The sequence below is a fragment of the Agromyces selenitireducens genome, assembly GCF_052748465.2.
On the sequence record NZ_CM188259.1, the window covers coordinates 3,216,858 to 3,228,955 of the forward strand.

Sequence of the window (12,098 nt, forward strand, 5' to 3'; positions counted from 1 at the left end):
CGGGGGAAAGCACCCGCGACGAGCAGCGTCCGACGCCGGGACGGCGGCTCGGGACGGCGCGAGGCCACCGCGGCAGCGCGGCGCCGGCGCCGGCCGCGCACGGCCTCCCGCGCGGCGCCCAGCCCGAGGCAGAGCACCGCGGTCACCAGGCCCGCCCCGGACCCTCAGATCCACCCCTGCTGCCACGCCTTCTCGGCGGCGTCGTGGCGCGAGGTCGCGTCCAGCTTCGTCATCGCCGACGAGAGGTAGTTGCGCACGGTACCAGGCGCGAGGTGCAGGCGTTCGGCGATCTGCTGCACGCTCATCGTCGAGCGGCTGAAGCGCAGCGCGTCGAGCTCGCGGTCGGTGAGCGGGCTGCGCTCGGCGGTCAGCGCCGTCGCGGCGATCTCCGGGTCGATGTAGCGGCGGCCGGCGGCGACGTCGCGGATCACGTGCGCGAGCTCCTGAGCCGGCGTCGACTTCGGCACGAACCCCGACACGCGGGCGGCGAGCGCCCGCCGCAGCACGCCCGGCCGCGCATGCCGGGTCACGATCACGACCCGCGTCGGCACGCTCGCGAGGATCCGCGACGCCGCCTCGATCCCGTCCACCTCGGGCATCTCGAGGTCGAGCAGGCACACGTCCGGCCGCGTCGCCGCCGCCTGCTCGATCGCGGACACGCCGTTGTCGACGCTCGCGACCACCTCGATGTCCGGCTCCAGGCCGAGCAACGCCACGAGCGCCCCGCGAATCAGGTGCTCGTCATCGGCGATCAGCAGACGGATGCCGCCGCCCCGCGCCTCGACGGCCGTCATCCGTTCACCCCTGCCGGCGCCGCCGAACCCGGCGCCCGCACCGGCACCGGCACCCACGCCCGCAACTCGAACCGGTCCCCCGGCGGCACGAGCTCCGCCTCGAGCCGGCCGCCGACCGCGGCGAGCCGGTCGCGCAACCCGGCGAGGCCGCTGCCGGGCACGCGCCCCGCGGCATCCGTCGCGCCCGCGGCATCCGTCGGCCCCGCAGCATCCGTCGGGTCGGTCACGCCGTCGTTCACGATCTCGAGCGTGACCACGTCGGCGGAGGTCGCGAGCGCGATCCGCACGTGGGCCGCCTCGCTGTGCCGCAGGATGTTCGTCGTCGCCTCGCGCACCACCGACGCGAGCACGCTCCGCGTCGCGGCATCCGTCGGCAGCTCGCCCACCTGCAGGTCGCAGCGGGCACCCGCGGCGGCGAGCACCTCGCGGGCGTTCTCGAGCTCGTCGTCGAGCGCGACCTCGCGGTAGCCGGCCACGAGGCGGCGGGTCTCCTCGAGCGCCTGCTTCGCGATCAGGCGCACCTCGTGCAGGTGCTCGCGCGCCGCATCCGGGTCGATCGCCAACAGCCGCTCGGCCAGCTCGGACTTCAGTGAGATCACCTGCAGGTGGTGCCCCTGGATGTCGTGCAGGTCCGACGCGAACCGCAGCCGCTCCTGGGTGACCGCGAGCTCCGCCGCAGTGCGCCGGTGCCGGTCGAGCTCGACCACGATCTGCCACCACCACAGGCTCGTGAGGATCATGAACGGCAGCGTCGCCGAATAGAACACGAGCAGGCCGGCGCCCGGCGGGCGAATGAGGTCGACCGGCTGCCCGAACACCGCACCGGCGAGCAGCGGATGGCACACGAGGAGCACCGCACCGACCGCGAGCAGCGCCCACTGCGGGCCCTTCGCCAGGAGCGGGGCGACGACGCAGATCGCCATCCACAGCGGCAACGCCCCGAGGAGCGCCCCGCCGGGTGCGACCAGGCCGAGCAGCCATGCGATCGCCGCGGGGGCGACCAGCGCGATCGTCCACCCGGTCGCGGGCAGGCCGCCGCCGCGACCGGCGCGGAGGAACCAGCAGTACCGCAACTGCGTCGCCACCGCGGCAAGCACCGCCACGGCGAGGGCCGCGGTGAGCGGGTCGGCGCCGTCCGCGGCCCGCTCCGCGAGGCCCAGGACCAGGAACGCGTCGAGCACGATCAGAACGAAGACGATCGAGCCGAGGGTGTACAGCCAGGTGGCGTGGACGCCGCGGGCGGAGTCGCGTGCTGCAGCCATGCCCCCGAGCGTAGGGCAGTGACATTTGTCACGGTCGGCGGTGCGCGAACGCCCGCCGAGACGTGACGCTGCGGCACTGGGCCGCGACGGCGCGCGTCGAAAGGATCGAAGCACCCGCCCGACCCCGAACTCGAAAGGCCGCACCATGATCGACGCGCTTCAGGACTTCACCGCCTCACTGCCCCCGTTCCTCCAGTGGTTCGGGGTGATGCTCGCGTCGGCCATCCCGTTCGTCGAGTCGTACTTCGGATCGGTGATCGGCGTGCTCGCCGGCCTCGACCCGGTCCTCGCGATCGTCGCCGCGATCGTCGGCAACGTCGTCTCGATGGTGGTCGTCGTGCTGAGCGCGCACGGGGTGCGCTCGCGGGTCGGCGCCGCCCGGGCAACGAGCGCCGGCGAGGACCCCGTCGCCGAGGAGTCGCCGCGCCGCCGGCGGCTGCGGGCCCAGTTCGACCGGTACGGCGTGCCCGGCGTGAGCCTGCTCGGCCAGACGATCCTGCCCAGCCAGATCACGTCGGCCGCCATGGTCGGGTTCGGGGCGTCCCGCAACGCGGTGATCCTCTGGCAGGTGATCTCGATCATCCTGTGGGGCGTCACGTTCGGCGTGCTCGCGTCGCTCGGGGTGCGATTCCTCGGGTGAGCGGGCGGGCTCAGGCGGGCGGCCCCGCGACCGACGCTCGCGAGATGAGCTTCGTCTCGAGCGTGTGCCGGGAGCGGGGCGTCGACTTGCCGTCGATGAGCGAAAGCAACGTCGCCGCCGCCGTCTCGCCGAGCTCGTGCATGGGCTGCTCGATCATCGTCAGCGGCGGGTCCATGACCGCCGCCCACGAGCTGTCGTCGAAGCCGATGAGCGAGACGTCCGCCGGGTAGGCGAGCCCCGCGGCGCGCACCGCGCGCAGCGAGCCGGTCATCGCGTCGGTCTCCGTGCAGAACACCGCGGTCGCCCGATCGGGCAGCGCGAGCATGCGCGAGACCTCGTCGGTCGCACGCGCCTCGGTCTTGTCGCCGACCATCACCAGGTCGGGGTCGAAGGGGATGCCGGCGTCGTCGAGTGCGTCGAGGTATCCGCGCAGGCGCTCGGCATCCGTCCACAGGTTCTTCGACGCCGCGGCGAGCAGCTCGCGGCGCGTCGTCGGACGGGTGTCGGTCGACGGGCCCCACACGAATCCGATGCGGGTGTGACCCGCGCGGATCAGCGAGTCCACCGCCTCGCGTGCGGCCTCACGGTTGTCGATCACGACCGCGTCGAGGTCGAGGTGCGACACCTCGCGGTCGACGAGCACCACGGGGATCCCGTGCTCGATCGCGGCCGTCAGGTGCGCGACATCCGCTCGCTCGACCGCCGCCGAGGCGACGATCACGCCGTCGACGCGCTTGTCGATGAGCACGTTCATGGCCGCGATCTCCTCCGTGAGCGACTCATGCGTGCTCAGCACGATCGTGTCGAAACCACGTTCGCGCGAGGTGTCGGAGATGCCGCGAACGACTCCGGCGAAGAACGGGTTGCCGATGTCGGCGACGATCACGCCGAGCGTGTGCGTGATGCCCGTCGACATGCTGCGGGCCAGCGCGTTCGCGCGGTAGCCGAGCTGCTCCGCGGCCGCGAGCACGCGTTCGCGCAGCTCGGGGCTCACGTAGCCGTAGCCGCCGAGGGTTCGTGCCGCCGTCGCGCGACCCACCCCCGCGGTCGCCGCGACCTCGGAGATGGTGGGAGGGCTCGAGGCCGCCCGCTCGCGCTCAGTCGCCATACCGCCGTGCCGACCCTTCACCGTACGCCTCGACTCACCACATGCTAGCGGCGACGGCCTCGCCCGACGGTCGGGCACGGCCGAACGCGCCCTCGACGAAGCACTGGTCGTACGCGGCGCCGGCACCCGCGTCGAGGGCGACGGCGAGCTGCTCGCGCGACGGCGGCGAGGCCCGGCTCCACCCGGAACCCAGCAGCGACACCGCGAAGCCGGCGAGGAACGCATCGCCGCAACCCATCGTGTCGACGATCGTCGCCGGATCCTCGACCAGGCGGGCCGGCGCCGCCACGGTGACGGTGCCGTCGGTCACGATGGCCCCGTCGGTTCCGCGGGTCGCGAGGGCGACGGATGCCCCGTGGCCGATCGCCTCGGCGAGCAGCGCCTCGGTCGCGCGCCCGTCGAGGTGCGAGCACGACAGCAGCACGAGATCGGCGTACGGTGCGACGCGTGCGAGGTAGGCGGGTGCGCGGAACTCGTCCTCGCTCGACAGGTCGAACGAGACGAGCGCGCCGGTGCCCGCGAGCTTCGGCAGCTGCGGCTCGCTGCGCGAGTACACGCTCGAGTGCACGAGGTCGAAACCCGCCGCGTACGCGAGCAGGTCGTCGTCGAGCTCGAGCGGCGATCGCACCGTGACGCCGCCGCCGTTCCAGCCGAGGAACGTGCGCTCGCCGTCCTCGACGCGCAGCGTCGAGACCCCGCTCTCGCCCGCGCGCACGACGCTGCGCGAGACGTCGACCCCCTCGGCGGCGACCGCGTCGCGCAGCAGCTCACCGGCCGCGTCGTCGCCGAAGACGCCGAGGTAGCCGGCGTCGGCGCCGAGCCGATGGGCGAACACCGCGACGTTGACGCAGTTGCCGCCGGGATAGTCGAGGCCGCGATCGAGGAAGCGATCCACGATGTTGTCGCCGAAGCCGAGTACGCGCATGGGCGCCTCCTGAAGTCGATGGGGTCGTCGGTGGTCGGGTCGACGGATGGCCCGCACCGCCGGCGGCGGCCACGGGGCATCCGTCGGTTCGGCTCAGTAGTCGAGCACGCGGTAGTAGCGGCGCAGGTCGAGGGAGTGCTCGCGCACGCGCTCGAGGTGCTTCGACACGCGCCCCATGACCGTGTCGAGCACGAGCGGGGCGAGCAGGCCGCGGAACTCCGGGCTGATGCCCTCGAGGGAGTAGTCCTTCGTGTCGAACACGGTGACGTCCTTGGAGATCCGCTTCGCGAACCGCTCGACGCGGTCGGTCAGCGCGCGCGTCTCGTCCTCGCCCTGGAAGACGATGACGCTCGTGTCCTCCTCGAGCAGCTCGAGCGAGCCGTGGAAGAACTCGGCGCTGTGGACGCGCGTGGTGCGCAGCCACTGCATCTCCTCGAGGATGCACATCGAGTAGAGGTAGGTGAAGCCCCACAGGTTCCCGCCGCCGACGAGGAAGTGGTAGTCGTTGTCGCCGTGCGCCTCGGCGAAGGCGGATGCCGCGGGCTCGGCCTGCTCGGCGACCTTCACCAGGATGTCGGGCAGGCCCTGCAGCTCGTCGGCGAACCGCTCGTAGCCCTCGAACTCGCCGCGCTCCGAGAGCAGCCGCGTCATGAACAGCAGCATCTGCATGTCGAACGGCCACGTCTTCGGCTGCGACACCAGCGCGATGTCGACGGCCTCCGCGATCGGCGACTCGGGGTACCCGGTGAAGCCGACGGTCGTGACGCCCCGCTCCTTGCAGTACTCGATCGCGCGGAGGCTGTCGTCGGTGGTGCCCGACACGGACGTGAAGATCGCGACCGAGTCGCTGCCGAGCGTGGCGTCGCCCGACTCGAGCAGCTCCGCGGCGATGACCGCGCGCACGGGCAGCGTCGAGCTGCGGCGCGCGAGGTGCTCGTACGGCCACATCGCGGCGTAGGTGCCGCCCGCGCCGATGAGGAACAGGTTGGCGAAGCCCTCGGATCGGAGGCGGTCGACGACCTCCTCGATCTGCGGACGGAGCGCGACGGCGCTGGCCGTCTGGGCGCGGAAGGTCGTCTCGTCGAAGCCGAGCATCGTGGTCTCGAGCATTGGTGGTCCTTTCGAAGCGGAACCGGCAGGTCGGCGTGATCTGGTACCGGTATCAGGTCGGCATCATGCTGGCACACGGCATCGGCATCGTCAACATCCTGGCTTGGCCGCGGCAACGGTTTTCACGCGTAATATTGGCTTGATCTGGCTTTCTTGGCGTTCCATCCGGTGCAGGGGCGACCTCGACGGCCTTCCGGCCGCGATGTCGATCTCGATTCGATCGAGAAAGTTCTGGTACCGGTATCAGTTTCCGTGTAACGTCATGCCCCACCAAGCAGTACGCGTCACACCGATCCAACGGCGGGTCGCCGGAGCGTCCACCTCCGGTCCGGTCCGACCTTCACCCCCGAGTCAAAAGGAAGACCATGCACGCACCGAGAATCACCGCACTCGCCGCACTCGCCGCGGCATCCGCCCTCACGATGGCCGGTGCGCCGGCGGCAGCGCCGCCCCGGCCGCCGACATCACCGCAGAGCCCGAGTACTCCGGCACGCTGAGCATCCTCACGAAGTTCGGCGGCGACCCGCTCGGACCGTACTTCGAGGACCTCGCGGCGGCGTACGAGGAGCTCCACCCCGACGTGACGATCGAGCTCATCCAGGAGACCGACCAGAGCGTCAAGGACAAGACGAAGACCCTGACGGCCTCGGGCGCACTGCCCGACATCTACTTCACGTGGACCGGCAACTGGGCGCAGAACTTCATCGACGGCGGGCTGGCCGCCGACCTCAGCGAGGTCATCGCCCCCGGCACCGAATGGGGCGACACCTTCGGTGAGGCCTCCCTCAGCGCCTTCGAGGTCGACGGGAAGTACTACGGCATCCCGCTCTACAACAACGGCAAGTTCATGGGCTACAACACGGCGATCTTCGAGGAGGTCGGCGTCGAGGTGCCCACGACGTTCGAGGAGCTCATCGACAGCTGCGCCCCCATCCGCGCCGCCGGCTACGAGCCCATCGCGTTCGGCAACAAGGACGGCTGGCCGGCCCTGCACTACCTGCAGCAGCTGTTCGCGTACAACGTGCCGAGCGACGTCCTGCAGGACGACTTCTCTCCCGCCACCGCGACGCTCGACGACCCGGGCTACCTCGACTCGCTCGAGCAGTTCAAGACGCTCGTCGACGAGTGCACCGACACCGGCACCGGCACGAACGGCGTGCTCTACACGACCGCGCAGGAGGCACTCGCCGGCGGTCGCGCCGCCATGTACTACCAGGAGATCCTCGAGTTCGACACGGTCACCGCCGAGGGCAACGCCCTGACGCCCGAGGAGTTCGGCATCTTCGCGCTGCCCGTGCCGGAGGGCGCCGCGGGCGACCCCGAGGCGATCGAGGGATCGCCCGAGGGCTACCTCATCAACGCCAGGTCGCCCCGCGCGGCACTCGCCGTGGACTTCATGAAGTTCGCCACCACGCTCGAGAACGCGACCACCCTCTCGTCGCCGCCGTACGGCCAGCCGAGCACGGTCGTCGGCGCCGTCACGCCCGACACCTCGAGCGTCGCGGTCTACGACGGCATCACGAAGGTGAACGAGGCCTCCGACCTCGTCATCTGGCTCGACACCGTGACCGTGCCCGAGGTCGCCGACGCGTGGCTCGCCGGCGGCGAGGCCCTCATCAGCGGCGGCTCGACGCCCGAGCAGATCCTCGAGAGCGTGCGGAATGCTTCTGACGCAGCCCAGTGAGCGCGTCGGCGCGGTGCCGGTGGCCCAGGCCGCCGGCACCCCGCCGGGTCGCCGCGCCCGTCCGCCGCGCCACGGCATCCGTCGCCTCGCGGGCCTGGCCTGGATCCTGCCCGCGCTCGTCGTCCTCGCCGTCTTCGTCTACCTCCCGCTCGTGCAGAACCTCGGGTTCTCGACGATGGAGTGGGACATCTACAGCGGCAGCCAGGAGTTCATCGGCGCCGACAACTACGCGAAGCTCGCCGGCGACCCGATCTTCTGGTCGTCGCTCGGCAACAACATGCTCTACGCGGTGATCTCACTCGCCTTCCAGGTGTTCGGCGCGATCGTGCTCGCCGCGATCATCGAGGGCATCCGCAGCGATCGCTGGCGCCGGAGCCTGCGTGCGATCTACTTCGTGCCGTCGGCGATCTCGCTCACGGTCGCGGGCCTCCTCTTCTACTTCATCTACGAGCCGAACCTCGGGCTGCTCAACCACGTGCTCGAACAGGTCGGACTCGCCGCGTGGGCCCAGCCGTGGCTGGGGCAGGAGAGCACCGCCATGGTCGCCGTCATCGCGATGAGCCAGTGGCAGGGCTTCGGATACTCGACGCTGCTGTTCGCGGTCGCGATCCAGCGCATCCCGTCGGAGCTCTACGAGGCCGCGTCGATCGACGGCATCGGCCCCGTCCGCCGCTTCTTCACCATCACGCTCCCCCTCGTGCGGGAGATGACCGGCCTCATGATCATCGTCACGATCTCCGGTGCGTTCCAGGTCTTCAACGAGGTCATGGTCATGACCTCCGGCGGGCCCAACAACTCCACGCAGGTGCTCGGCACGTGGCTCTACCGCAACGGGTTCGTACGCAACGACTTCGGGTACGCCGCGGCCATCGCGACCGTCATCTTCGTCGTCACGCTCGGCATCGCGCTCGTGCAGCTCTGGATCAACCGTCGCAGAAGGGTGGAATGGTGACCCGTCTCTCGTTCGCCGGCATCATCGGCCGTGTCTTCGTCTGGACCTTCCTCCTCTGCCTCGTGGTGGTGGTCGTCTACCCGCTCACGTGGATGGTGCTCAACGGCTTCAAGTCCAACGCCGAGCTCTTCGGCGACCCGTTCGCGCTCCCGCTGCAGTGGGGCTGGGACAACTACGCCGCCGCGTGGAACCGGGGCGTCAGCAACTACCTCACGACGAGCATCCTCGTCACGATCACCTCGACGATCGCGACGGTGTTCATCAGCGCGTGGGCGGCGTACGGCCTGACCCGCGTCGACATCCCGTTCTCGCGAACGTGGGCCACCGTCATCCTGGGCGGGCTCATGCTCGCCCCGACCGTGGCGCTCGTGCCGCTCGTGAAGATGTTCCAGTCGATGGGCCTCTACAACACGTTCTGGGCACTGCTCATCCTCTACACCGCGTTCCGCATCCCGTTCACGACCTTCCTCATCCGCGCCTACATGATCGACCTGCCCCGCGAGGTCGACGAGGCGGCCGAGGTCGACGGCGCGAGCCGGTGGACCGCGTTCTGGCGCGTCATCCTGCCGATGTGCCGGCCGATCATCATCTCGGTCGTGATCCTGCACATCCTGTTCGCCTGGAACGAGTACCTGTTCGCGATGGTGTTCACGAGCGGAACCGACATGCAGACGCTCCCCGTGGGTCTCACGAGCCTCATGAGCAAGCACGGCACCGACTACCCCGTCGTGTTCGCCGGAATGGTCATCGCCGCGCTGCCCGTGGTCGTGCTGTTCTTCGCCTGCCAGCGCTACTTCATCAAGGGCCTCGCCGACGGGATCGGCAAGTGAGCGGCATCCGTCTCGACCAGATCACCGGGTCGAACTTCTCGTACCAGCACCTGCCGTTCGACCGGTTCCTCGACGACATGGTCGAGCTCGGCCGCGGGCGCGTCGAGCTGTGGGGCATCGCGCCGCAGCTGCACATCCCGCAGCTCACCGACGGCGAGGCCCGCGGCATCCGTCGCCGGATCGCCGAGCGCGGGCTCGCCGTGCACTGCCTCACGCCCGAGCAGGTGATCTATCCCGTCAATGTCGCCTCGCCCGTGCCGTGGCTGCGGGAGTCGAGCATCGCGACGTTCCGGCGGGCGGCCGAGCTGTGCGTCGAGCTCGAGGCGCCGCTGCTGTTCCTGACCCCGGGTCGCGGGTTCGAAGACGAGCCGACGGATGCCGCGTGGCGCCGTTCGGTCGATGCGATCGGCGAGATCGCCGAGCACGCCGCCCGGCTCGGCGTCGACTGCGTCCTCGAGCCGCTGCAGCGCGTCGAGTCCAACCTCGTGAACGACTCCGCCGCGCTCGCCCGGATGCTCGACGACATCGCCGCACCCAACCTCGGCGCGGCGCTCGACACCGTCGCCATGGCGACGGCGGGCGAGACCGTCGACGGGTACTTCGCCGCCCTCGGCGGACGCATCCGTCACGTGCACCTCATCGACGGCCGCCCGAACGGCCATCTCGCGTGGGGCGACGGAGAGCTCCCGCTCGGCGAGTACCTCGAGGCGCTCGGCCGACACGGCTACGACGGATGCCTCACCTTCGAGCTGTTCGGCGACGGCTGCTACGCCTTCGACCCGCGCGACGCGCTCGAGCGCTGCTTCGCCGCCGTCGAGCGCGAACTCGCGGCCTCCGCCGCCTGAGACCCGCGGGCGCGCCCTGCGCCCCGACGACCTGCACCACCATCGAACGAAAGGACCACCATGCTGAACTTCGACGAGGCGCGCTTCCTCGGCATCCAGGCCGGGGCCGTCGCGCTCGCCGGACCCATCGACACGTTCATCGGCGAGCGCCTCGCGGCGGGCGCGACGAACCTCTTCTTCCTCGGATCGGGCGGCGCGGGCATCCTCATGCAGCCCGCGGTCCGGCTGCTGCAGACCCGCTCGACGTTCCCGACCTTCCACGAGATGCCGGCCGAGCTCGTCGAGACCGGATCGGTGCACCTCGGGCCGGGCTCGATCGTCGTGATCCCGTCGCTCTCGGGAACGACCGCGGAGAGCATCCGCGTGCTCGAGTACGCGCAGGAGCGCGGCGCGACCGTGCTGACCCTCACCGGTCACGCCGGCACGCCGCTCGCCGAGCGCGCCGACCACAACCTCACGACGTTCGCCGCCGACGACACGTCGAGCGAGACCTTCACGGTGCAGTCGCTGCTCATCGCGCTGTCGATCATGCGCGCCCGCGGCGAGTTCGACGACTCCGACGCCGTGCTCGACCAGCTCGCCACCCTGCCCGACGCGCTCCTCGGCGTGAAGCGGTCGTTCGAGCCGCGCGCGGCGGAGCTCGCCCGCGTGATCGCCGGATCGGACTACCACGTGATCACGGGCGCGGGGGCGAGCTGGCCCGAGGCGTTCTACTACGGCATGTGCATCCTCGAGGAGATGCAGTGGATCCGGACGCGCCCCGTGCACGCCTCGGACTTCTTCCACGGCACGCTCGAACTGCTCGAGCCGGGCGTGAGCGTCATCGCGCTGAAGGGCGAGGACGCCGGCCGGGCACTCGTCGAGCGGGTCGAGGCGTTCGTACCGCGGATCACCGACACCCTCACCGTCATCGACACGGCCGACTTCGAGCTGCTCGGGTTCACCCCCGAGGTTCGGGCGCTCCTCGCGCCCGCACTGCTCGCGACCGCCCTCGAACGGGTCAGCGCCCACCTCGAGGTGCTGCGCGACCACCCGCTCACCACGCGCCGCTACTACCGCCAGCTGCAGTACTGAGGGGGCCGCTCGCATGACGCGTGTTCGCGGTGGCTCGGGCGGTCTCGTCGTGGCGACGGTCGGCGACAACACGATCGACCGGTACGTCGGCGACGAGTCCGCCCGGTACGCGGGAGGGAACGCCTACAACGTGGCCGCGCAGCTCGCGTCACGCGGCGGCACTGTCGCGTACTTCGGCGCGGTGGGCGCGGATGCGGATGCCCGCACGATCGCCCGGGGCCTGCACCGCGCCGGTGTGGACCCCGCCGGCCTCGTGACGCTGCCGGGGTCGACCGCGGTCACCACCATCCGCGTCGACTCCGGCGACCGCGTGTTCGAGCGCGAGGAGTTCGGCGTCACCGCCGACTACTTCCCGAGCGAGACGCAGATCGAGCGGCTCGCGGCCGCCCGCTGGGTGCACATCGGGATGCTGCCGCGCGCCGGCGAACTGCGCGCACAGCTGCGGTGGCGCCGGACCTCGCGTGGTCGGGGCCCCGTGGTGAGCCAGGACTGCGCGGTCGCCTCGGGCTTCACCGACCTGGATGTCGCCTTCGGCTCGGTCGGCGAGGAGGGCGACGCGCACGCGTGGGCGGACGCCGCGCTCGCGGCCGGGGCCGCCTCCGCCGTCGTCACGCGCGGGGCGCGCGGGGCCGTCGCCACGGACGGCGTCGACCGGCTCGAGCAGCCCGCGCTGCCCACCCGCGTCGTCGATACCACGGGAGCGGGCGATGCGTTCATCGCGGGCTACATCGGCGCCTGCATCGATGGCCTCGCCGCCGCGCCGGCACTCGAACGCGGTGCCCGGTGGGCGGCCGCGGCATGCCGGCATCTCGGGGGCTGGCCCGGCGCAGGGGCCGGCGCTCGATCGGCTGCCGCTCATCGCACGAGAGCCTGA

General features: G+C 71.1%; 12 protein-coding genes. 7 read left to right on the plus strand and 5 right to left on the minus strand.

The features are described from left to right. Positions 1–164: 164 nt before the first annotated feature. Together ACULK4_RS15080 and ACULK4_RS15085 are read right to left on the minus strand one after the other, a co-directional pair. Positions 165–794 carry a response regulator transcription factor gene (locus tag ACULK4_RS15080; protein ID WP_445966399.1) on the minus strand — a complete coding sequence of 210 codons (630 nt, stop codon included), beginning with the start codon at positions 792–794 and terminating at the stop codon, positions 165–167. Further along, positions 791–2,056: a sensor histidine kinase gene (locus ACULK4_RS15085; protein ID WP_445966400.1), complete on the minus strand. Its 1,266-nt coding sequence runs from the start codon at positions 2,054–2,056 to the stop codon at positions 791–793. Before ACULK4_RS15085 ends, ACULK4_RS15080 begins: the two co-directional genes overlap by 4 nt. Before the next feature lie 145 nt (positions 2,057–2,201). On the opposite strand from ACULK4_RS15085, the gene ACULK4_RS15090 reads away from it, so the two are divergent. Continuing rightward, on the plus strand, positions 2,202–2,696 hold the full coding sequence (locus ACULK4_RS15090) for a hypothetical protein (RefSeq protein WP_445966401.1): 495 nt from the start codon (positions 2,202–2,204) through the stop codon (positions 2,694–2,696). Between the two features lie 10 nt (positions 2,697–2,706). On the opposite strand, the gene ACULK4_RS15095 is transcribed toward ACULK4_RS15090, so the two are convergent. From ACULK4_RS15095 to ACULK4_RS15105, 3 genes are all read right to left on the minus strand, one after another. After that, positions 2,707–3,804 (minus strand): LacI family DNA-binding transcriptional regulator, encoded by a 1,098-nt coding sequence (locus ACULK4_RS15095; protein ID WP_445966402.1) that lies wholly within the window; start codon positions 3,802–3,804, stop codon positions 2,707–2,709. Between the two features lie 34 nt (positions 3,805–3,838). Beyond that, on the minus strand, positions 3,839–4,729 hold the full coding sequence (locus ACULK4_RS15100; RefSeq protein ID WP_445966403.1) for a PfkB family carbohydrate kinase: 891 nt from the start codon (positions 4,727–4,729) through the stop codon (positions 3,839–3,841). A 93-nt stretch (positions 4,730–4,822) separates the two neighbouring features. Continuing rightward, positions 4,823–5,839, minus strand: a complete 1,017-nt coding sequence (locus tag ACULK4_RS15105) for an SIS domain-containing protein (RefSeq protein WP_445966404.1) — start codon at positions 5,837–5,839, stop codon at positions 4,823–4,825. Positions 5,840–6,101: 262 nt separating this feature from the next. Here ACULK4_RS15105 and ACULK4_RS15110 point away from each other — a divergent pair, with 262 nt between their 5' ends. Genes ACULK4_RS15110 through ACULK4_RS15135 form a run of 6 tightly spaced genes read left to right on the plus strand, consistent with a single transcriptional unit; the run spans position 6,102 to position 12,098 of the window. Then, positions 6,102–7,523 (plus strand): ABC transporter substrate-binding protein, encoded by a 1,422-nt coding sequence (locus ACULK4_RS15110; protein WP_445966405.1) that lies wholly within the window; start codon positions 6,102–6,104, stop codon positions 7,521–7,523. Then, positions 7,501–8,475: a carbohydrate ABC transporter permease gene (locus ACULK4_RS15115; protein WP_445966406.1), complete on the plus strand. Its 975-nt coding sequence runs from the start codon at positions 7,501–7,503 to the stop codon at positions 8,473–8,475. Before ACULK4_RS15110 ends, ACULK4_RS15115 begins: the two co-directional genes overlap by 23 nt. Next, positions 8,469–9,305: a carbohydrate ABC transporter permease gene (locus ACULK4_RS15120; protein ID WP_445966407.1), complete on the plus strand. Its 837-nt coding sequence runs from the start codon at positions 8,469–8,471 to the stop codon at positions 9,303–9,305. The genes ACULK4_RS15115 and ACULK4_RS15120 overlap by 7 nt, the downstream gene beginning before the upstream one ends. Then, on the plus strand, positions 9,302–10,150 hold the full coding sequence (locus tag ACULK4_RS15125; protein ID WP_445966408.1) for a sugar phosphate isomerase/epimerase family protein: 849 nt from the start codon (positions 9,302–9,304) through the stop codon (positions 10,148–10,150). Before ACULK4_RS15120 ends, ACULK4_RS15125 begins: the two co-directional genes overlap by 4 nt. 60 nt (positions 10,151–10,210) lie before the next feature. Then, a complete protein-coding gene (locus ACULK4_RS15130; RefSeq protein ID WP_445966409.1) occupies positions 10,211–11,224 on the plus strand; it encodes an SIS domain-containing protein in 1,014 nt (337 codons plus the stop codon). Positions 11,225–11,237: 13 nt separating this feature from the next. Next, entirely contained in the window at positions 11,238–12,098 is an 861-nt protein-coding gene (locus ACULK4_RS15135; RefSeq protein ID WP_445966410.1) for a PfkB family carbohydrate kinase, read from the plus strand.

Excerpts from the sequence above, each read along its gene's own strand:
- ACULK4_RS15105 (WP_445966404.1), bottom strand. The coding sequence starts at position 5,839 with ATGCTCGAGACCACGATGCTCGGCTTCGACGAGACGACCTTCCGCGCC.
- ACULK4_RS15090 (WP_445966401.1), top strand. The coding sequence starts at position 2,202 with ATGATCGACGCGCTTCAGGACTTCACCGCCTCACTGCCCCCGTTCCTC.
- ACULK4_RS15100 (WP_445966403.1), bottom strand. The coding sequence starts at position 4,729 with ATGCGCGTACTCGGCTTCGGCGACAACATCGTGGATCGCTTCCTCGAT.
- ACULK4_RS15130 (WP_445966409.1), top strand. The coding sequence starts at position 10,211 with ATGCTGAACTTCGACGAGGCGCGCTTCCTCGGCATCCAGGCCGGGGCC.
- ACULK4_RS15115 (WP_445966406.1), top strand. The coding sequence starts at position 7,501 with ATGCTTCTGACGCAGCCCAGTGAGCGCGTCGGCGCGGTGCCGGTGGCC.
- ACULK4_RS15095 (WP_445966402.1), bottom strand. The coding sequence starts at position 3,804 with ATGGCGACTGAGCGCGAGCGGGCGGCCTCGAGCCCTCCCACCATCTCC.
- ACULK4_RS15085 (WP_445966400.1), bottom strand. The coding sequence starts at position 2,056 with ATGGCTGCAGCACGCGACTCCGCCCGCGGCGTCCACGCCACCTGGCTG.
- ACULK4_RS15120 (WP_445966407.1), top strand. The coding sequence starts at position 8,469 with ATGGTGACCCGTCTCTCGTTCGCCGGCATCATCGGCCGTGTCTTCGTC.
- ACULK4_RS15110 (WP_445966405.1), top strand. The coding sequence starts at position 6,102 with ATGCCCCACCAAGCAGTACGCGTCACACCGATCCAACGGCGGGTCGCC.
- ACULK4_RS15135 (WP_445966410.1), top strand. The coding sequence starts at position 11,238 with ATGACGCGTGTTCGCGGTGGCTCGGGCGGTCTCGTCGTGGCGACGGTC.
- ACULK4_RS15080 (WP_445966399.1), bottom strand. The coding sequence starts at position 794 with ATGACGGCCGTCGAGGCGCGGGGCGGCGGCATCCGTCTGCTGATCGCC.